Raw genomic sequence first — 21,359 nt, 5'->3', positions numbered from 1 at the left:
TTACAAGCAGAGATGGGCAAACCGCCAAAGATTAAGATTTTTTGCAACCTCGCCCCTCTTTAAACCGGGCAATCAGGAGCCAAACTCGGTCAAGGGGCTGAGTCAACGGTTAACCCAACGCACAAAACTTTTCGACACAGCGAACAAACATTTCAACCCCCATGCCCAAAGCCGTTTCGTCAAAGTCAAAGCGAGGATGGTGGTGGGGATAAATCAGGTTTTTGGCCGCGTTGGCCGCCCCTAAGAAGAAATAGCAGCCTGGTACTTCCTTCAAAAAGAAGGCCATGTCTTCACCGCCCATGGTACGACACTCTGGCACGACCCCGGCTGGTGTTTCAACAACTGAAAGAGCCACAGTCCGCACCAAATCGGCCATATCGGCATCGTTAATCACAGGCGGATACAAAGGCCGATAGTCGAATGTATAACGGGCACCATAACCCTGGCAAATACCGGCAATGACTTGCTCTAACCGCTGAGCAAAAAAGTGAGTGTAAGCCTGATCAAAGTAGCGAACGGTGCCGCTCATGCGGGCTTCGTCGGCAATGACGTTAAGGGCTGTGCCTGCATGGAACTCACCAATTGTGACAACCGCTGCTTTGAGTGGATCGACATTGCGAGATACGATAGTCTGCACTGCGTTAACCACCTGAGCCCCCACCACGACTGAATCAATGGTTTGATGGGGGATAGCGCCATGTCCGCCTTTGCCATGAATGGTGCAGTGAAATAGCTCTGTAGCTGCCATTAAGGGGCCATTGCGCACCCCAATAGTGCCTAGAGGAAGGTTGTTCCAAAGGTGTAAGCCGATAATGGCATCTACTTCTGGCTGCTGTAGCACCCCCGCTTCGATCATCGGTTTGGCTCCCCCTGGGCCTTCTTCGGCAGGCTGGAAAATGATCTTGACTGTGCCTGCAAAGCGATCGCGGTGCTGAGCCAAATAATAAGCGGTGCCTAGGGCGATCGCTACGTGTCCATCATGGCCGCAAGCGTGCATTTGCCCATCGTTTTGAGAGCAATAAGACACTTCGTTGAGTTCTTGAATCGGGAGGGCGTCCATATCGGCTCGGATAGCCAAAACTGGCCCAGGGCGATCGCCTGCAATGGTAGCAACGACCCCGGTTTGGGCAACCCCGGTTTGGTGCTCAATTCCCCACTTAGTTAACTTCTGGCTAATAAACTGAGCAGTCTGTAGTTCTTGAAATCCCAGTTCAGGACGCTGGTGCAACCGCCGCCGCCAAGCCACTAGCTGAGGTTGCAGGGAGCGAATTTGGAGGCGAATGCTAGCTAGATCAGCCGTGGTAGACGGAATGGTAGAAATCATAGAGTTAACAAATCTATTAATAATGAATTTGCTAAACAGCGTTGAAGACTTAAAACGAGTGCAGCGCTCGTCAGCATGACACAGCAGGCAAAACGCTCCTATAGCAATAGATTCTTATGTTTTGAAGAAAGGGAACAGGATCTAAAGGTTGAAAACTAGCCTCTCTCTCAGGGTGAGTAGGCTGAGTGGTATTTCAGTATTTTCAGTGACTTTACTGAAAATCCGGACCCTTTCAGTACATTATGGCGATAAGTTTTATAATCGGTTGTGATCCGAGTCTCTTTAATGCAGAAAAATTACATTAACCAGGTTAGGGTTAAGCCATGACGGGAAGTAGCCCCTCTAACCTGAGTTGAGCGGCTGCCTCAGATAGGCTGGAGAGATTGCTCGTATCCGCAATGTAGGGCATTACCCCTAGTATCGGTGTCTGAGTAAGCGATTCAATCAGGGCTGAAGGTGTCCAATCGGCAATCTCCGCAGCCGAACGCGGTTGCACACAATTGAGAATGATTCCTTTGAGCGCCACTTGGGTTTGTCGAGCCAATGCTACATTGGCGACGGCCTGAGCGATCGCTCCTAAACGCACAGGCACCACTAAAACTGTTGGTAGTCGCCATTGCGCTGCTAAATCCGCTAAGGTTAGCTCGTTGGTAACGGGAGAACCCAGTCCACCTAACCCTTCTACCAGCACCCAATCGCGAGACTGCTCCAATTTTCGCAGGGTTTGCCAAACGGGCTGCAAGTCAACTCGGCGGCCTTCCCGTTCAGCGGCTAAGGGAGGAGCAAGCGGGGCCGCAAAAAAAACCGGATTGATTTCTGCTAAAGATTGATCCAGCTTAAAGAGCTGCTGATACAGTTCGCGATCGCCTAGACCCGACTGAACAGGCTTGATTAAGCCTAAAGAACGAGAACCCCAATACTTTTGCCAGTAAGCGACTAAGGCCGTAGTGACCACTGTTTTTCCAGCATCGGTATCGGTTCCAGCAATTAGCAGCGCCTTAAGCACAAATTTTATGTCCAGTTTCAGTCGTTTTGATTTCAGCGATCTACCCGTGAGCCAGTTGCTGAGTCATGCCTCAGGTTGAGATGGAGGCATGAATTTAATTAGTCACCTGCAAATCTAACGTAAATTCAGCCGGAGCCGAAGATACCACATCAATTAAATAGTCACCGCCAACGGGCAACTCTTCACTCCAGGACAGTAAGCCAGAACCATTATCAATTAAGTCTCCACTCGGTAAACGGACACTAATGGTCGCTGGGCCACTGGCATTAACTAATCTAGCAGATAAGATTTGCCCCTGCTGAGCATTGACGATGTAGCGCCGCACCCGACCTCGGCCTACGTCATTGGCGACGCGTACTCCGGTTTCCCCCTGCGGAAACTGTACCCGCTGCTGCAAAACTTCCGGCTGAGTTTCCGGTTCGGGTTCGGGTTCTGGCTCCGGTTCGGGTTCAGGTTCTGGCTCCGGTTCTGGCTCCGGTTCGGGTTCGGGTTCATCAACCGCCAAACTCACGACTAGCCGATAGTCACTTTCATTGAGTCCCTGAACCGGGCGAAGCTGAATCGTGTATTCACCGCTGAACTGCAACGCGCCTTGCCAGCTCAAAGTGCGATTGGCGGACGCTTCAACTGGCTGCTGATTGGGAGCCAAAACGCTCAAGAGGACCCCTTCACCCTCTAGGCTCGCCGATAACACCTGTCCTTGTTCAGCCCGAAACTGATAGTTGACTGTTTCGCCAGCGCGTAAACTACCTTCGACTGTTTGACTTTCACCTGCTGACAAACTAAACGCCTGACTATATTCAACTGGGCGATTGGGAGCTGGCTCAGCAGGTTCAGTCGGCGTGGGGTTAATCGTAATATCAGGATTTTCTAACGGGGGGGGGGCATTGCTTGAGTCACCGCCATTGAGCACTCGCACCACAGCCCAACCGCCTAAAGCTGCTGCTAAGGCCAGCCCTAATCCGATAGCGCTAATGGCCCAGGGGTTTTCCCACAGGGATTCTGATTCCTGCACTGGCGGAGATACTGCATTAGGGCGCACAGGGGTCGTACGCGCCTGTGTTGCTTGATAACGCGGGCTGACAGCCACCGTTCGCATCTGAGAAACTTCAGTCGCTGAGGGGGGCGAGGGTACCGTCGGTCGGGGCGCTGTTGTTGAGCTAGATTCGCCCAGTGCTTGTGCCATCTCACTAACAGACTGATAGCGATCGCCAGGGCGATAGCTCAAAGCCCGATTTAGCACCTGAGCCAGCCCCGGACTGACGGTGACATATTGTGGCCATGTCCACACCAAATTGACATCATCAAACAGCATTTGTGGCTCTTTGCCAGTCAACAGCACAACGGCAGTAACCGCTAGCGAGTACAAGTCGCTACTCGGATAAGCTCGTCCGGTTTGCATTTGTTCACTCGGGGCGTAGCCGCGCTTGCCTACGGTAGTGGCTTGGCTAGCTGTTTCCGGCATTTGAATGCGAGTGACTACCTCTTTGACCACGCCAAAGTCAATCAGAACCGGCAGGCGATCGCTGTTGCGCAAGATGATGTTATCCGGACTGATATCTCGGTGAATAATGCCCTGAGCATGAATATGAGCCAGCACTGGCAGCATTTGGTGCAAAAATTGGCGCACCTCAGCTTCTGAAAAAGCCTGCTGTTGTAGTCGCCGCTGGTCGAGAAGTTCGCGATAGGTTGTACCCTCAACATAGTCTTGGACTAAAAATAAGCGCTGGTCTTGCTCAAAAATTGCCCGAAACTGAGGGATTTGAGGATGCTGAATTTTATAGAGAATCTGAGCTTCTCGCTGAAATAGCTGAGTTGCTTTGTCAGAAAAATGATCGCCTCCCTGCAGCGGCATAAACTCTTTCAACACACACCGCTCGTTGAATCTGCCTTGGTCTTCAGCTAGATAGGTGCGGCCAAAGCCACCCTGTCCCAACATATGGACAACTTGATAGCGGTTTTGTAGAACGGTTCCAGCAGGGATAGGAGATTGCATAGTGAATATTGTCGATTCTCAAAACCAGCCGAACGCCTCAGATGGCTGCTCAGGGTATAGCTTCCCCAGTTTACTGCAAGTTTTTAGTCCTGATGGGGAACTGTGCCAGAAGCCTGACTGACCGAAAACAGACACTTGGATAAGTTATAGCTAAGACAGAAGGCTAAAGGCAGAGGGCAGAATGAAAGACTTTTTGTTAGCGAGTTTCAGCAACTAAAGCGCCTTAGCGCTTCTGCGACAGCAATAACTAGAGCGTTCCGTTTTTTAGCCCCTAGACCAGCCCTAACATTGCAAATTTTCAGTGTTAGGTATACAAAGTCGGCTTTGTCGGGCTAGCAAGCGAGTTGCCGCTTCACCTGAGAGAGGAGGCGAAAAAAGATAACCCTGACCATATTGGCAGTGGGCCCGATCTAGAACGCTTCTCTGACGCTCAGTTTCAATTCCTTCAGCCACGATCTCCATCCCCAGTTTATGACCGAGGGCCACAATGGTGTGAACGATTTCTCGCTTTTGATGGCTTTGCTCTATCTGCTCTACAAAGGATTTGTCAATTTTGAGCGTATCTACAGGAAATCTGTGCAGATAGCTAAGGGAGGAATGACCCGTGCCAAAATCATCAATGCTCAGCTGCAATCCCAGCGTCTTTAGCTTCTGCATCAACACGATGGCTGCTTCTGCGTCCTCCATCACCATACTTTCGGTGATTTCGAGCCGCACCTGTTGTCCCGTCATACCAGCCGCTTGCAAATTCGCGCGAATTTGCTCTGCAAGGTTGGGTTGGCGCAACTGCCGCCTCGAAAGATTGACGCTAATCTTTAAGGACAATTCCGGAAATTGCTGCTGCCAACCGCGAAGCTGATAGCAAGCTGCCTGAAAGATCCACTCTCCTAAGGGTACGATCAAGCCCGTTTCTTCAGCAACAGGAATGAAATCACCTGGCAGCACAAATCCGCGTGCTGTTTGCTGCCATCGGACTAAAGCTTCAAAGCCCGTAATTTGCCCTGTACGCAGGCAAACGATGGGCTGGTAGTAAAGTAAAAACTCTCCGGCGGCTAAAGCTTGCTGTAAATCGCCTTCGAGCCGTAGTCGGTTGACCGCCTCTGTCAGCATACCTGTAGCAAAGACCTGACATTGAAAAGTCTTGAGCGCTTTGGCACGATACATAGCGGTGTGGGCATCTCGCAGCAAGTCTTCCGATTTTTGGTGCCCGTATGTTTGAGTCACCGCTAAGCCGACGCTGGCGCTCAAAGATAAGTACTGCTGCTCAATACAGAAAGGTTCAGACAAGCCCTGCTGTAGCTGACTGAGCACCTTTTCAACTGCCTTTTGTGAACTGTGTTGAAACAAGATGGCAAACTCGTCGCCACCAATTCGAGCGAGTGGTGTAGAGGCGGGTAAAACTTGTCGGAGTCGCTGCACAATGGCCAATAAAACCTGGTCGCCAACTGCGTGCCCTAAGCTTTGATTAATAAACTTAAAACGATTGACCCCCAAAAAGGCCACAATGATCGGCGTTTTGGGCGAACTTGCGCGTCTGATTTGTAGCGCTTGCTGAACTTGATGGTTAAAGATTTCTCTTCCGGGTAGCTGCGTCAGCTTGTCGTAGGTGCTGCGATAGATCATTTTTTGGACAATTACCAAACTGCCTGCTGCGATCGCCCCTAGAAGGGGTTCAGCGACGGGTAGCCAAACTTGATGCCACAAACCCAACCAGCCCAAACTCCAAATTCCCATTAGCAAACTAGCCATGCCCAGTCCGGCTAGCCAAGACCGCTTAGTTTGCCAACTGACGATACCAGCTAACAAAGTCCAACTCCATAGCCACAACACTTCACCCCAAGCTGGCAAAAAGCGGTAAAGAGCAGCTTCACCCGACAAGACATCGAGGAGATGGCTGGTAATTTGAGCGTGGATCACAACCCCTGAGAGCATGAGTTGGGGGTTGCGCTGGGCACTGTAGGGTGTCCAAAATTGATCCTTAAGACTGGGAGCGGTTGAGCCAATTAAAACAACTTTGTTGCGCACCCACTCAGGATTTAAGCGATCGCTCAACACTTGTTCAACGCTGACCTCTCTAGCCGGAGAAGTCGCTGAGCGATAGTGCAGCAATATCTGATAACCCCGGGCATCGACTGTCTGATAGCCCCCTGAGCCACTCACTAAAGCCGGGATTTTAACGCCAGCTAGCCGCAAAGTCGTTCCATCGGCTTGTAAGGCTAGCTGGGGAGTGCTGTACTGCATGGCCACTCGCAGACCAAAGGCATAGTAAGGATGCTCCGGCGCACTGACGTACAGCAAGCTCCGGCGCACAACGCCATCAGGATCTAAAACCAGGTCATTAAACCCAATTCGCTGCCAGGGAACAATGGCGGGTGGGGGTACGCCTTCTGTCTCTGAGCCAGCGCTTTCTGTATCTGAGCCGACATTCATGATGGCAACTAGATTAGAGGCCGCCAGTTGTCTGAGCAAATCGGCTCGTCCGGGTGAGCGTTGAGTACTGCGATAAAGGTCTAAGCCAACGACTTGGGGTTGATGCTGTTGTAGCTTTTGCAGCAGTTTGGCCACAAGCTGATCAGACAGCGGCCAGCCATACTGTTGAATATCCGATTCAGTGATACCAACAATCAAAATGCGATCGTCGGGGGCTGCCTTTGGTTGCAGTTGAGTGAGTTGGTCGAAAGCGAAAAGCTCTAGATCCTGAAGTAGTCCAACCTGCTTAGTTGCACTGAGGAGAGTTGTGGTTAGCAGGCTCGTCACTAAGAGGGTTTGCCCGCTAGTTATCCAAGGCTTAAATCTTAGGGCCGCTAATCGGTTCAGCCAACTCCGACTGCGGTCAATCACCCTATGCACCATACACCTTGAGCTAATAAAACAAACCCTTGCAAATTCTAGAACTTAGCAAGGGTTCGCTGAGATTCACACCAGAAAGCTAATTAGTATTTAGTCCTAATCCTAGAGTAATTTGGCTGATAGTGATATTTCATCTGCAAAAGGCAGACAGAAGTTAAGCGTTCTGGCGGAAAATTTAGCTAGGAAGCGATTAAGTGAGTTCCGCCGCCTTGACGATTTCCAGGAAATTCGTCTCGCTGCTCAGCTTCCACTTTTTCGGTTTGCAATAGTGTTAAAGCTGTGAGACTCAAGAGACAAGCGATCGCAACTGCCGTTAGTCCTCGGGGCAAAATCACAGATTTCACTAGTAAGCTTTTCATCAGAATTTAGGGTAGTGACGACGATTGATAAACGGACAGGAACTCGCAGCCGACAAGCAACTGATTGATTAGCACTTGCAAGCTCTTAGCTAGCTATATTTTTGACACCTCACTTGAGAATTAAATCAAGTCTCAAGCGACATTTATGTCAGCTTCAAAGCTAAATGAATGATTTTTTTGCTTCCGTAGATAGTCGCAAATTAAGGTATGTCAAGAAAATACGCGATTTTTCGGTATTCTGCTGTGTTGTTGCTTACAAGCGCATTCAAGTAGCTAAAATACCTGTAGACTTACGTATCTTAATGTCTCAAAAAAACCTGCGTTTTTTCTCATGTCCGCCATTGTGCTTAGGCGTTATCTTTTAAGCGCATTGGCTGAGAAAGTATCCGCCAATAGACAAACGCTGTCAATTGACTCACAAATTTTGCAAATGCTACGACCTTGACGGCGTAAGAGACGGCATTACAATTTAACCGCTTGGTCTGGCTAAGCGCGTAAAAGCTATCTAATTTCTGCCGCTAAAGTTAGCTTATAGAAAAAAATTGAGTTGTTTCGGATTTAGTCAACTCCCTAATAATCTGTGCGTGCTGTCTTGTTATTCTTTGTTTTTAGTGTTGAATGAGGTGTTCAATAGCTTCAGGCTGATTCGGTAGATCTGCTGTTAGAACTTCATAGCCATTGGCCGTCACCAAGACATCATCTTCAATCCGAATACCGCGAACGTCTGCAAACTGAGACAGGCGCTCCCAATCTACTACCGTTTGATAGCGGGCTTGCGGTTGCGGATCTTGCAAAATGCCCGGAACTTGATAAAAACCCGGTTCAATAGTGACAGCCATCCCAGCTTCTAAAGGGCGATCAAGTCTGAGAAAACCTAAGCCAAAGCGATCGCTGCGTTTGCGATTGGCGGCATAGCCAGCTAAATCTCCCAAATCTTCCATATCGTGAACATCTAAACCAATCAGGTGGCCAATACCGTGGGGGAAAAACAGTGCATGGGCATCTTGCTCAACTAGGCTTTCGGGCTGGCCTCGCAAAATGCCTAGATCAACTAGACCCTCAGCTATGATGCAGCAGGCTAGTAAATGTAAGTCGCGATACTCTATGCCGGGTTTTATGCTTTCGATGCAAGCATCATGAGCGGCCAAAACAATTTCGTAAATCTGGCGCTGGGTTGGCGAAAATTTGCCGGAAACTGGCCAAGTGCGGGTAATATCTGAAGCCCAGCCAAAGCCTGTCTCTGCGCCAACATCGGCTAAGACTAAGTCTCCGGTCTGTAGCGGATGATGATATTGCTCATTGTGTAAAACTTCGCCGTGGGTCGTGACAATGCTGTTGTAAGCACAAGTCATTTGATGAGCAATAATGACTTGTTCCATAGCGGCTCTAATTTCTGCCTCTGTTTGTGCTGTAGCCGTAGCTGACAAACCTGCTTTGTGAGCCAAAACACTTACCTCAGCCGCCCGACGCATCTCGGCGATCGCCCAATCGTCATGGGTTAATCGCAACTGCACCATTGCTTCGGCTAGGGCTGAATTTTCTGCGACAGGTAAAGCGGGCTGACGAATTGCTTGAGTCTGTAGAGAAAGTTCGCTCAGCGGATAAGCGGCATCGGCTCCTATGGCTTGGGCAATTTCGGTACGGGTTGGAGAAGGGCCATGCCACAAAGCTGATTCAGCAGAGGCTTCATCTATAAATAAGGTCAGTTTGCCGTTTTCTATATGAATAGCCGCTTGCTGCAAAGGCAAGCCAGCAAAGTAAAGAAAATGGCTATTGGCGCGAAACGGATAAGTGTTGGCAGGAAAGTTGCGAGCTTTTGGCTGACCTGACCACAGCAGCACTGGAAAATCGATTTTTTGGGCTAGTTGCTGCCGTCGATGACGCAGGGTTTTGGCAAGAGAAGAAGGGGGTGAAGATTGCATTGCTACTAGCCACCTAAGCAATAGATGATTTTATCCTAAAGCGTTTTAAGGCGTGCGACTGCCCGCTAGCGGATCCAAACGGCTGTTAAAGAGCCAAGTCAATTATTGGGAGAGGGAAGGGATTAAAGCGACAGAAACTTGCCCAGGGTTTGAGACGACTGAGTGTTTAGACTTGAGACTCACAACTTTTTATTTAGACTCAAAATAATATTAATTGGACTTTTAATAAGACTAGATTGATGATGACGATTCCCTCCTGAATGGGTTGCTACCAGTAATGGGACTGAATGAAACTTTTATAGCTAAAGGCAAAATGCTGAGGGCAGCGGGAAAGCTTTTCTGTCAAGGGCTTGTAGTTATTTAAGCCTCTCAATGCTAGTAGCTACCGCTATGGTCGAGGTTTGGCATCAAGCCTAAGCTAAGGCATCGCAACTTAGTTTCACTTTGTGAGGTGAGCCGGAAATAAAAGTTTGTTGATTTGAAAGCAGTAAATCCTTGTCTTATGCTGAGACTCATTGCCTTAACTATGGTCTTATAAAAAACAAATTAGTCTCATTTTAGGAATAAAGAATAGTAGTCGAGGCTGGCCGACAGCATAAAGACTGGCTTAAGACTGTAAATTCTTTGGCGAAAATGGCAAAGGAAGTGTCGTATCTTGTCAAAGTTGGGAAATCTGTCTGAAGATAGATTGCGATTTTAGTCTGTTGTCTACCCATCGTTAGCCGTAGCGAGTTTATGAAATCCCTATTGCAAGCCCCACTGACCGCTCTCATCGTCAGCTTGTTTCTAGGTTACACAGCTACACTTTTAGAAAACAATCTGCAGCTTTTGCCAGGGGACGAGCATTCTAGCCTTCCTGCCGAAAATATATTGATGACAGATCACTCTTGAGATAGCTACTTAATTCTCTTTGCCTAACTAACGCTGGCTCCTAGCTCAAAACGCTAGGAGTTTTTATTTGTCTTTTCGTAAGACTCATAAGTATTGAAATTGGTCTTATGAGGTATTGGTTAGACTAGCTTTGCGACTGTCCTCACTCATCTATTTTTGTACTTAAGCTTTGCTTGAGGGCGATCGCTTGCGCCACAAACAAGTGCCCTATACTAAGCTCAAAGCGGTCAGAACGGGTTGTCTCTGCTAGGTGTTTGGCGGAAAGCCAAAGTGCGATCGCTTAAAAATTTCGGTTCGCGATCGCGATTAAATCTAGTCCAATTTTAGTCCAGTTCATTAAAGCTGTTGCCTAAGCTCTTTGTTTTGCAGGAGATTCAGGGAGTTGATTATTTGCGGAACACGCAACTAGTCAAGAAGGTTGACAAGGGAGAGTGACTTGCAAAAAACATGCATAAAAAATCAGCGAACCTTCTCAAAGGCCACCCCGATAGCCTTAAGAATTGCTCGCTGATTTTTGGTTAAGTTTAAACTTTTGAGTCTGTAAAGCCTTATTTCTCCGTTAAGAATCTTCTGTCTCAAGGCTAAGAGAATGAAGACTACGCTTTTGCAAAATCGCTTTCAACCTTGCAAACAGCGCTTGTTTCTTTTCTTCAGAAAGGTGAGCAACCATAATCCCACCCTGAGCAAAAATCTGCTCGATTGTGTGTGATGGCTGAATGCGCATAGAGTATCTTGCTAAGCTCCTTATAAATTTTAATGTTTTCTTTTGATTTTGCAGGCTACATAGACTACAATTTGCAATTTTGCGCTTTTAGAACAATGCTGCGCTGCGGTCAGAGCTAGTGCAGCAAAGGAGGAGGGTTGGCTAAAATTTCTTCTAAATTGTCGGGAACCAGGGGTAAACCATCAAAGCTTTCGCCTGCTTCGGCGTTGACAATGCTGATGTTAGCGACAGCCGCCGTGTTTGAAGGGGCTTCGTTTAGCCCTAGCAAAACGGGAGAACTGCCGAAATAGCGGAGCCAAGTTTGCACCTGAGGCTGTCGCTGCCAGTCAGCCCGAGAAACTGAAATCGAAAAAAGCAATATAGCCTGCTTTGCTAAAATCCCTGAAAAAATATCTCTTGAACGAACGGGATAACCATAAATTTTGAAAATAAAGCTGCTGTTAAACGCGGGTTAAATCCAGCTATTTTGCAAAGTAAATACACAAAGCCCAGAACAGCTACCGATTCTTCTGGTCTTGCACTAACAAAACTGAATATACGGGTCGCTCAATCCAATTCCCCTGGCTATCTACTCGTCCTAAATACAGGCTGCCTTGATAATAAAGCGATGACGAACTACCCCCGTCTAGGTTGAGGGCTTTGATTGCGCCTTGCGATCGCATAAAATCCGCCATCTCTGCCAGCGAAACTCCTGAGTCAGCCGCAGTGTCAGGCTGCTGAGCCGCCATCGCCCAAATAAGGCTACCATCCGCTGTAATGCCAATAGCAGTTCTGGCGTTGCGGCGTTGGGCACCTAAGGCATCGCGAATTAGCTGTCCGTTGCTATAAGTGATGAATCCTTCCGCTTCCGAAGTATCAGTCGGCAACAGTTGCGGCCCTGCACCAACTGCTTCAACCAGGCGGCAAAGCGCGGGGACAGGTGTTGCGTGGGGAGTAATATCGTAGCGGGTTTCGGAGCCGCACTGATAACGGCGAAATTCTGAGCGATTTAGAATCTGGTGCAGATAAGGCTGTAGATCTGGATTGCCAACGAGACGCGGGTTCTGGCGCGGGTCAGCCGTTAACTCACCTTGATGAACGATATAAGAAGTGGTTTGGGCATTTTGTGGATCAAAAAAACCAGCGTTTAAGGCGGCGATCGCTGTTTGTGATTCAGCCACGTCTCGAACGGGAGCAAGCCCTGTTGCCGAAGCAACCGTTACTTCGTAGCCGTGGGGCGGAATGGTGACGACATGCAGGGTAGCATGGGCAAGCGAATAGGTGACATAAGCCAGTGAGGGCTGAGGCGTAGGAGCCGCCAGCGTCTTTTCAACTGGGGGTTCGGGTTCTCGCTTGGTAGCTAGCCAGCCAGTTAATGCCAGCAGCAATAACCCTAAGCCGAGGCGACTAACGCGTTGCATTGCGAACTCGTTCGCTATAATCTTTCGGGCGGACTTGACGGAAGCTTTGAAAAGCCGTCTGCCGCCACGCCACAGGTAGATAAGACAGCATTAGTCCAACTCTGGCGCGTGAAGAGAGTCCTTCAGCTTGCTGTAGTTCTCGCAACAGTTGCCGACCTTTATGGGTTTCCCCTTTTTCAATTAGCCGCAAAGCCAGTACCTGCTTTAAATCTTGAATTTTGTAATAGCGCGATCGCTCCAGTTCAGCCTGCTCAAACTGGTAGCTTTTGAGGCAGCCAAGCTTAGCTGCCAAAAAGTGAATATCCTGCTTCAAACTGGTTTGCCCACCATGAAAGCGATATTCCATCAGCCGCTCTGCAATAAAGTAACCGATTTTTCCCGCGATCGCCAGACGCACCAGCAAGTCAAAATCTTCACAGCCATCCGCCTCAAAACGCATAAAGTCAACGTCTTGTAAGCTCTGGCGGCGAAATAAAGTAGAGCCAACCTGCAAGCTTTGGTGCTGAAACGTCTCTGTCAGCAAGTCTGAGATAATACCCGTCTGTAGCCGATCCTTACCCCATTTGGCTGAATTCGCAACGGTAGCCGCCTCATCACGCTGATTAGCTGCATTGATAACCCAGTGATCGGTACAAACAAAATCTACAGCTACCTGCTGATCTAACACAGCAACTGTCTTTTCCAAAAACGTTGGCGTTAAAGCATCGTCATCGTCAAACTTAATAAAGTAATCTCCCTGAGCTGCTTCAAACCCAGCCCGCATATTGCGGCTACGCTGAATGTTCTGAGGATGGCGTATGTAGCGGATGCGAGGATCTGACCATTGCTGCACAATAGCGGCAGTGTTATCGGGTGAGGCATCATCGCAAATCAGCAACTCAAAATCACGATAGGTCTGATTTAAAACACTATGAACCGCATAGGGCAAAATTTCAGCGCGGTTATAGGTAGGGATGCAAACACTAACTTTGGGCACAGATTACACAAAAAGTCTCTAGCTTCAGAGTACCCAGCTAGTAACAGAAATTAAAAGTACGCAAAAACCAGGAAAGATAACGATCTTCCCTGGCTGGTTAATACAAACATGTCTAGGTGTACATCCCAGCTTTGCTAGTAATCTGCAGCCTGCAAACCTGCTCTTAGAAAAGAGTAAATGAGCTAATCAAACCTCTTTTGCCGCTTTAGCGTAAGGGCGACAAAAGGGGATGCACTTGATGTCTAGCAGTTTAGCTTTGGTGGTTTAATTAAGCTGCCCTACACTTGCTTAGGCGACGTGGTGCCCAGCAGAAACAATAAGCTGCCGTAACGATTCGTCGGAAGCTTCGGTTTCTACTGAAATCGTTTTTTGATCAAAATCTAGATCAACGGATGCGTCTGGCTCAGCCGTCAAGATAATATCTTTGATTTCATCAGCAGAATCGGTAGACAGGTCAGGAACTTTGAACTGATGTTTCATATAGAACAAATAACTAGGTTAAATTAGAGTCAAATCTAGGTTAAGAAAAATTTCGGCGCTTATCGTCTACCGGAGGAAGGGTTTTCGGGCGGCGTCAGAAGCGTGCTTCCAGTTATAGCTAGAAGCAAAAGGCAGAGGAGAAGCTTGTCTGACAGAGGCTTGCAACCATTGAAGTGTCTTAACTCCAATGGCTACAGCTGTGATTTTTGCCTTGGTCGTTTGTTTAGTTAGCGCTTCAAAGTTCGCTTCATCCGAGCTACCCAGGTTTGCCAGGGTGAGCGGCTCACAGGGGGAGCAGGCAGAGGGCGTTCGGCGGGATTGTGCAGGTAGCGGTAATACTCCCACAGTTCACGGTAAGGGCCACCTGTGCGCATAGGTGTTCCGGCCCAGTGCAAATATCTTAGGGGCGTTTCACCGTCATAGGGTTTGTGGTCAACAATTTGAAAGTGTGCCGAACCAGCCCAACTGCCCGGTTCGGCTGAAACAACCTTCGTTAAGTTCAATCGCGACGCAATGGCCTTGAGAACCAGGTAATTGAGTATTGGCTGATCGGTGGTGCCGCTGGAGAAATCAAAATAGGCTCGGTGCTGAGCGCACGTTTTCAGCAGAGTATACATTTGCTCAAGGGTGATGGTGCCTTTTTTCGATCCCCAAAAGCCGCTGTTGAAAACGTCTTGAAGGTCTACTTCAGTAAAAATTTTCTGCTCAATAACCTCATTAGAAAAAACATCTGCTAGCCCGCGTCCGACTGAATGATAGTCACAGCAAATAAAATCGGCCTGAGATAAGTAGTCTAGGGTTTCAGTAATCGGTCTAAACAGTAGAATATCGGTGTCGATATACAGAAAATTTTGTAGTGGGCCAAACCAGGCTGCTAGCTTGCGCATTTTGTTGGGCAGCGCTAAAAAGTCTCTAGGAAAAATATTGCCGATCGCTTGGGTAAATTCTTCTAGAAAAGGCAGGTCGGGAAAAATCGAAACCTGATGCTGGGCAGTTAAAACAGCGGCAACTTGCTGATAGTCAGAGTTGAACGGAATCAAAACCACAGGAATATCCGGATCATACAAGCGAAGGCTATTGAGTAAGGCGATCGCATTATCCAGAACTTTATCGTTCGCAACGATATAAATGCCTTTTTCCATAGCGAGGCTCTCTTTGAAGGTATAGACCGTAGTTTGCCAAATTGGTAGATTCGCTAAGCCAGCTCAGCCCGACCACCCAGTAGGCTCCGTAGAAAACTGACTCTGCTGGGCTAAGAGTGCCCAAAAACAAGCTCAGAAAGACCGTTGACTGACAGCGCCTAACAGAAAAGCTTTCCTTCTGCCCTTAGCTTTTAGCTAGCTTAAACCGCTTGCCCCGTCGCGGTTGCTGCGGAGCGTTTGGGGGGAGAAATGGGCAATGACCAACGACTTGCGATCGGCATCCGCCAGCCCATTCCAAAAGCGCGATCGGTTACTTTCAACACGGGGGGAGCCTGACGCCGCTTAAATTCTGCCCGCGTCACCAGGCGAATCACCCGGTCTACTATGGCGGCTTCGTGCCCTGCCTCCACAATTTGCCCTGCTGATTCTTGCTTTTGCACTAAGCGCTCCAAAATATCGTCCAACACCTCATAAGCAGGCAACGAGTCAGCGTCTTTTTGATCTGGCTTGAGTTCAGCACTGGGAGCTTTGGAAAGGACGTTGGCGGGAATGAGAGGGGTACGGCAGCAGGAGAAATAAGGGAGAGCGGTTTGAGCGGCAGAAAAGTCGGCGATCGCCCCATTTTCATGGTTCGTCAACGGCTTCTTTCCTGTCTCTCCTACCTGCCCCATCTTTCCTACCTCTCCATTCAACCAGTGGCAAATCTCATACACCCTGGTTTTGGGTACGTCAGCGATAACGGCAAGACCGCCATTCATATCGCCGTAGAGGGTACAGTAGCCCACTGCCATTTCTGACTTATTGCCTGTAGAAAGCAGCAGATGACCAAATTTGTTTGAGATCGCCATCAACAAGTTGCCGCGAATGCGCGATTGAATATTTTCTTCGGCTACGCCAAATTCAGTCCCGGCAAATAGCTCAGCAAAGGTATGGTCATAGCCCTGCATGAGTTCGCCGATCGGCAGTGTTTGGGTACGAATGCCGAGGTTTTTAGCCAAAGCGACGGCATCGGCAATAGAATTTTCAGAACTGTAAGGGGAGGGCATCAACACGCCAAGGACATTGTCTGAGCCAAAAGCAGCCACTGCGATCGCTGCTACCAAAGACGAATCAATTCCTCCACTCAGGCCAATCACCGCTTTAGAAAAGCCACATTTGCGCCCATAATCTTGCACACCGAGTACCAAGGCCGACCACATTTCTGCTGCTTCGCTAGCGGGTAGGGCGTTCATCTGAGCAGGCAAAAAGTCTGCTAAAGCCGGGTCGTACTCTACCACTGCTAAATGAGACACAAATGCCGGAGAGCGGCTAACCAGCTTGCCCTGACGATTGACCACCAAGCTACTGCCATCAAAAATCAAATCGTCATTACCGCCAACCTGATTGGTATAGACAATGGGGCAACTATAGCGTTTGGCTGTATGGCCTAACATGGCCTCGCGCAGCTTTTGCTTGCCCACACTGTAGGGAGAAGCTGATAAGTTAATGACTAAATCAACGCCGTGTTGGATCAAATCAGCGATTGGATTTGTTTTATAGGTGCGTTTGCCCCAAAACTCTTCGTCATTCCATAGATCTTCGCAGACGGTGACGCCAACCGTGAGACCATCTAGCTGAAACTGATTGATCTGGTAGCCCGGTTCAAAGTAGCGGTCTTCGTCGAAGACATCGTAGGTAGGCAGCAGTCGCTTGTGAAAAATTTGCTGAATCTGGCCGCCTAGCAGCAGCGCTGTACTGTTGTAGAGCGGTTTGCCCCCCTGGTTTGAGGCTACTGGGTTAGCTTCAGCAAAACCGACCAAAACGGCTAGATCGGCAGGCAGATCGGCAGTAAGTTCTGCTAACACTTGTCGCATATCGTCAATAAAGCTATGACGCATGAGCAAATCTCTGGGCGGATAGCCACATAAAGATAGCTCCGGTGTGAGTAGTAACCGTACGCCCTGCTCTCGTGCTTGCTGGGCGCTTTGCAGAATTTGCTTGGCATTACCAACCAGATCGCCCACGGTGGGATTAAGCTGAGCCAGTCCAATTTTCATAGCGATATAGGATGAGTAGGATGAGTGAGCGCTCAGGACAGACAGTCAATGCGCTCTAGTCAGGCTTAAAGTTAGACAAACACTAAAGGTTTATTTTTGAGCGGTTCAAAAGCGGCAGCATCAAAACGATATAAGCTGGCGGGTCGTCCTGCCCCTCGTGAGGCTTTGACCCCCGTATCTTGCAAAAAACCCAGCTTTAGCAGCCGAGCGCGAAAGTTAGAGTAATCTGAGAAGTCATCCCCCAAAACGGTGGTGTAGAACTGGTAGAGATCGCTCAACGTGAATCTCTCAGGCAGCACGTCAAAGGCAATGGGGCTGTATTCGAGTTTGTTGCGTAAACGCTGATAGCCGTAGGTCAAAATTTGGTTGTGGTCAAAGGCTAGCTTAGGCACGCGGCTCAGCGGGTACCAGGCGATACCGCTAACACCATCGGCAATTAGCTCTGCTTCAGCAAAGCGTACCAGGGCAAAGTGGCTCACGGAGAGGTAACGAACGCCAAAGGCATCTGCGGCTTCTCTGGGGTCGCGATCGGGTCCACCAAAGGTATAAAGCTGCTCTAGATAGAGGTTTTTGACTCGAATCTTTTCGGCCAGTACCCGGTAGGCGGCATCTTCAAGCGATTCGCCCTGGCGTACCAGGGTACCTGGCAAACTCCAGTAGCCCAAGTAAGGATCTTCATGGCGCATGACCAGCAGCACCAGGAGTCGATTTTGTTCGATATCGACTGAAAAGATGACATTATCGACCCCCACTTTAAAGTCCGCCAAAGGCGACGCTAAGACCGGGTCGGCAGCTTTTCTTTGGAGTTTTCCGGGCATAGGTATAGGTCGTTTTGATCGATGTAGGCTTGGATAATCGTGGGTACCTCGGCGTTCTCCTCGCACTGGCGGTAGTTAGTAGAAGAGACATCATGGAGTTCTGGGCCTTCTGCGATCGCCACAGAAGCGCCTAACTGCCTCAGCGTTTCTAGATCTGACGTGTCCACGGTATACCCCGGACGCGGAAACACCACAATGTTGACCTGACGTAAAATTTCAGCTGCTCGGTACCAGCGGGGCAACTGCCCTACCAGATCCGCTCCGATCGCCAGATAAAGTTCAGATCCAGGCCACATCTTTTGAGCCTGCTCTACCGAAAACAGCGTACGCGAGTGGCTTAGCTCAGGATAGAGCTGCACAGTGTGGTGCGGATCTTCAAGATCTTGAATCAGCAAGCTCAGCATAGCAGCGCGATCGGCTAGAGAGGTTTGGTGCGCCTTAAAAGGATTATCAGCTGCCCAAACGGCAACTTGATCAAAGCGTCTTGCCAACCATTGCAAAATACCTCGATGCCCCCGATGGGGAGGATCGGCGCTAGTTCCAAATAGAGCAATTTTAGCCATAGGCGAGTTAGAAAAGTCTCAGACTGAAGAAAATTATCAGGTGAATTTGCGATTGCCAGACAGCAGTTTATTATTAACAAATTTGCTGGTAAGGACTGCTCAGGGCTGACGACTCAGCTTCAAGATCGGCTTTCGACGGTTGCAGCGCCACTGAGCCGCTGGCGGGTTTCGGTGGTCAGCGTTTCTAGGGCTTTAGAGACGGAGACAGGCGGGGAGGTAGGCTGCTCTAGGTGCCGAGCCGTGGCGGGTAAACTGGCTAATGTTTGAGCGGTACGCTGAGCAATGGTAGATAAGCTGTCATCGTCGCTGAGGCGTTGCCCTGACTGCATCACTGGCTGCAAAAGCGGTCTTTCATCAGCTGCAGGCATTTCATCCATGAGCGCTAAGCGATCGCCGATAATTTGCCCTGCTTGGTAACGGCGAAAAACTTGTTTGCGTCCAGGGTAGGTGACTTTGCCACTCGACTTTTTCATCACGGCGATGCCGTCAATTTCAACAATTTTGTAAACTCCATTGACGGGCGATCCGGTCACTAGCTTAGTGCCAATGCCATAGCCATCTAAACTAGCGCCAGCTTGCTGCAAACGCGAAATTTCAAATTCGTCGAGGTCGCCGCTAGCAAAAATCGCCACATCGGGCGGTAAAAGCGATCGCACCGTTTGTGATAGCTCGACTAAATCACCCGAGTCGAGGCGTACCCCGGCTAGTTCTAGCTGGCCTGCTTTTACCTGGTCGGCCAGGTAGCGGGCGGCGGCGACAGTGTCGTAGGTGTCAATTAAGAGCGGTGCCCCCGGAAAATAGCGGTGAAAAGCAGCAAAAGCCTTAGCCTCGTTACCTTCTAGCGCAGAAAGCGCCATCACCAGCGCATGAGCCATGGTGCCAGTGGGCTGCTCTCCTAGTTGCAGGGCTCCTAGCACGTTAGAGGTCGCATCAAAACCAGCGGCGATCGCGGCGCGAGCCGCCCACAGCGAAGCCTGCGGGCTAAAAGCTCGTCGCGTACCAAATTCTAGAATTTTGGCCTGAGGGCCTGCTACATCTCGCATACGAGCCGCGCGGGTAGCAATGAGGGTTTGATAGTTGAGGGTGTTAAGCAGGTAAGTTTCGGCTATTTGAGCCTGCCAAAGGGGCGCTTCTACCCGCAATAGCGGCTCGTTAGCCAAAATAGCGGTACCTTCAGGAACAGCCCACACATCGCCCGTAAATTGAGCTTCGCTGAGCAACTGCCAAAAGCGATCGGGGACATGCTGAAAAATGCCAGTAGCTTGTAATGCCGTAATTTGCTCAGCCCCAAAGCGAAAATTTTCTAAATACTCCAGCGCTTGCGCTAAACCCATCGCGATTAGATAGCCAAAGCGATCGGGCAAATGACGGACAAACAACTCAAAACTAGCTCGTCGCTGATCTAAGCCTTCGCCCGCATAGCAAGCCGCCATCGTAAGCTGATAGAGATCGGTCAGCAGGCCATACTCATTGGGAGTAACCTGTAAAGCTGCACTCTTCATAAGGAAAAAGTAGGACGACTTATGGTTATTTTAACCAAAAATATTGGCTTTGTTTCCAGGCGATCGCCGATAAGTTCATCAATTCTTCATGGCATAAGCTTAGGGGATGACCAAAGATAGAAGGCTGAGCGCAAAAGGAAAGCTTTTCTAGCAGCGGCTTGCAGCAGTTGCAGGCTTAACGCTTGGGGTGACAGCGATAAGTGGCTCAGAAACTAAGCGGATATAACAGACGATAGCCGTCTTTGCTAGCCAGCCACGTTTTTGCCAAATAGGCTGATAGGTTATATCTATTTATAGTGGAATTTCAAATAAATTGAAGACTGTATTATTTTGTTTGAAAAATATTTTGCACCATTTTTTTGTCCGTACTGTCCGCCGCCTGATCTAACTCCGCCATCTCTCCGGCGGTGAGCTGCCAGCCTAACGCACCTGTATTTTGTTTTGCCTGCTGCAGTGACTTTGCTCCCGGAATGGGTAGAGTTCCTTTGCCAATACACCAGTTGAGGGCTACTTGAGCCATTGTTTTTTGTCGTTCAGCGGCGATCGCCTGTAGACAATTCAGCACTGGCTGAATTCCCGGTAGCAAATTTCTAAACAAAAAACCTCGCAGTCCTTTAGGCAGCTTGCCATCTAAGCTATATTTGCCTGTGAGTAACCCTAGTGCCAAAGGGCTATAAGCAATTAGCTGAATTCCCCACTGATCGCAAACTGCTTTAACCTCTAGCTCTGTCACCGGGTAGGTAGACAAAAGCGAATACTGCACTTGCAGGGTTTTAATCGGGACGCCACGGTCAGCCAGCCGCTGATGCACCTGCTCTAATCGCCGAGGGCCGTAGTTAGATAAGCCCACCCCTTTGACTAGACCTTGTTCATAGAGATCAGCTAGCCCGTCTAACAACGGCCACTCTTGCCAGGGAGCATAGTTGGCCGTAGACCAGTGCATCTGCACCAAATCAATGGGGCGTCCGAGCCGTTTTGCCGAAGCTTGTCCGGCTGCAAACATAGCTTTAGCGCTCAGCCGCCAGGGATAAGCCGCTAGCTTGGTCGCCAGACAAATCGTGGCTTGATGCGGCCCTCTGTAAGCTTGAGCAAACTGACCCAGCAACTGCTCACTGCGTCCGTTGAGTCGCCCGGTGCCGTAAGAGTCACCCGTATCAAACAGGGTGACTCCCTGAGCGACACAATAATCAAATACAGCCTGTAGCTGCTGATCCATCTCTGGGCGATACCCCCATAGCAAACGGTTACCCCAAGCCCAGGTACCGCAGCCCATCACAGGTAAAGGCGGCGAAGAAATGGATTCTGGATTAACCATAGGGGCTAAGTTGATTCAGAAAACAGCAGGTAGGCGAGCACTGACATCACTGAGA

At 49.3% G+C, this 21,359-nt stretch carries 17 protein-coding genes; all 17 read right to left on the bottom strand.

Annotation, left to right across the window (positions count from 1 at the left end; translation table 11 throughout):
* Positions 1 to 109 precede the first annotated feature (109 nt).
* Positions 110 to 1,324, bottom strand: coding sequence for a M20 family metallopeptidase (locus ACTS3T_RS12495; protein WP_462935067.1), 1,215 nt, complete (start codon positions 1,322 to 1,324; stop codon positions 110 to 112).
* A 316-nt stretch (positions 1,325 to 1,640) separates the two neighbouring features.
* Entirely contained in the window at positions 1,641 to 2,330 is a 690-nt protein-coding gene (gene bioD, locus ACTS3T_RS12490; protein ID WP_462935066.1) for a dethiobiotin synthase, read from the bottom strand.
* Between the two features lie 94 nt (positions 2,331 to 2,424).
* Positions 2,425 to 4,326: a protein kinase domain-containing protein gene (locus tag ACTS3T_RS12485; protein ID WP_462935065.1), complete on the bottom strand. Its 1,902-nt coding sequence runs from the start codon at positions 4,324 to 4,326 to the stop codon at positions 2,425 to 2,427.
* 282 nt (positions 4,327 to 4,608) lie between these two features.
* The gene (locus ACTS3T_RS12480; protein ID WP_462935063.1) at positions 4,609 to 7,083 is read right to left on the bottom strand and encodes a putative bifunctional diguanylate cyclase/phosphodiesterase; all 2,475 of its coding nucleotides are present in this window, start codon (positions 7,081 to 7,083) and stop codon (positions 4,609 to 4,611) included.
* 272 nt (positions 7,084 to 7,355) lie between these two features.
* Positions 7,356 to 7,535, bottom strand: a complete 180-nt coding sequence (locus ACTS3T_RS12475; RefSeq protein ID WP_462935062.1) for a hypothetical protein — start codon at positions 7,533 to 7,535, stop codon at positions 7,356 to 7,358.
* Between the two features lie 608 nt (positions 7,536 to 8,143).
* Positions 8,144 to 9,457 (bottom strand): aminopeptidase P family protein, encoded by a 1,314-nt coding sequence (locus ACTS3T_RS12470; RefSeq protein ID WP_462935061.1) that lies wholly within the window; start codon positions 9,455 to 9,457, stop codon positions 8,144 to 8,146.
* Between the two features lie 1,450 nt (positions 9,458 to 10,907).
* Positions 10,908 to 11,072, bottom strand: a complete 165-nt coding sequence (locus ACTS3T_RS12465) for a hypothetical protein (protein ID WP_462935060.1) — start codon at positions 11,070 to 11,072, stop codon at positions 10,908 to 10,910.
* A gap of 115 nt (positions 11,073 to 11,187) precedes the next feature.
* The gene (locus ACTS3T_RS12460; protein WP_462935059.1) at positions 11,188 to 11,430 is read right to left on the bottom strand and encodes a hypothetical protein; all 243 of its coding nucleotides are present in this window, start codon (positions 11,428 to 11,430) and stop codon (positions 11,188 to 11,190) included.
* Positions 11,431 to 11,569: 139 nt separating this feature from the next.
* Complete coding sequence (locus ACTS3T_RS12455) at positions 11,570 to 12,472, bottom strand: phosphodiester glycosidase family protein (RefSeq protein ID WP_462935058.1); 903 nt, start codon at positions 12,470 to 12,472, stop codon at positions 11,570 to 11,572.
* A complete protein-coding gene (locus tag ACTS3T_RS12450) occupies positions 12,459 to 13,448 on the bottom strand; it encodes a glycosyltransferase family 2 protein (RefSeq protein ID WP_462935057.1) in 990 nt (329 codons plus the stop codon). The genes ACTS3T_RS12455 and ACTS3T_RS12450 overlap by 14 nt, the downstream gene beginning before the upstream one ends.
* A 288-nt stretch (positions 13,449 to 13,736) precedes the next feature.
* Positions 13,737 to 13,928 (bottom strand): heavy-metal-associated domain-containing protein, encoded by a 192-nt coding sequence (locus ACTS3T_RS12445; protein ID WP_462935056.1) that lies wholly within the window; start codon positions 13,926 to 13,928, stop codon positions 13,737 to 13,739.
* 227 nt (positions 13,929 to 14,155) lie between these two features.
* The gene (locus ACTS3T_RS12440) at positions 14,156 to 15,070 is read right to left on the bottom strand and encodes an Npun_R2821/Npun_R2822 family protein (RefSeq protein ID WP_462935055.1); all 915 of its coding nucleotides are present in this window, start codon (positions 15,068 to 15,070) and stop codon (positions 14,156 to 14,158) included.
* Between the two features lie 200 nt (positions 15,071 to 15,270).
* Entirely contained in the window at positions 15,271 to 17,106 is a 1,836-nt protein-coding gene (locus tag ACTS3T_RS12435; protein WP_462935054.1) for an NAD+ synthase, read from the bottom strand.
* A gap of 71 nt (positions 17,107 to 17,177) precedes the next feature.
* A complete protein-coding gene (locus ACTS3T_RS12430) occupies positions 17,178 to 17,924 on the bottom strand; it encodes an NUDIX hydrolase (RefSeq protein ID WP_462935053.1) in 747 nt (248 codons plus the stop codon).
* Complete coding sequence (locus tag ACTS3T_RS12425; protein ID WP_462935052.1) at positions 17,882 to 18,487, bottom strand: nicotinate-nucleotide adenylyltransferase; 606 nt, start codon at positions 18,485 to 18,487, stop codon at positions 17,882 to 17,884. The genes ACTS3T_RS12430 and ACTS3T_RS12425 overlap by 43 nt, the downstream gene beginning before the upstream one ends.
* Before the next feature lie 119 nt (positions 18,488 to 18,606).
* On the bottom strand, positions 18,607 to 19,989 hold the full coding sequence (locus tag ACTS3T_RS12420) for a nicotinate phosphoribosyltransferase (protein ID WP_462935051.1): 1,383 nt from the start codon (positions 19,987 to 19,989) through the stop codon (positions 18,607 to 18,609).
* A 325-nt stretch (positions 19,990 to 20,314) separates the two neighbouring features.
* Positions 20,315 to 21,304 carry an aldo/keto reductase gene (locus ACTS3T_RS12415; protein ID WP_462935050.1) on the bottom strand — a complete coding sequence of 330 codons (990 nt, stop codon included), beginning with the start codon at positions 21,302 to 21,304 and terminating at the stop codon, positions 20,315 to 20,317.
* Positions 21,305 to 21,359: the final 55 nt, after the last annotated feature.

The sequence above is a fragment of the Almyronema sp. genome (assembly GCF_052168255.1).
In the GTDB taxonomy this organism is placed as follows: domain Bacteria; phylum Cyanobacteriota; class Cyanobacteriia; order Phormidesmidales; family Phormidesmidaceae; genus Sphaerothrix; species Sphaerothrix epifaneia.
The sequence above is the reverse complement of the archived record's forward strand: the minus strand, read 5'-3'. Positions and strand labels throughout refer to the sequence as shown.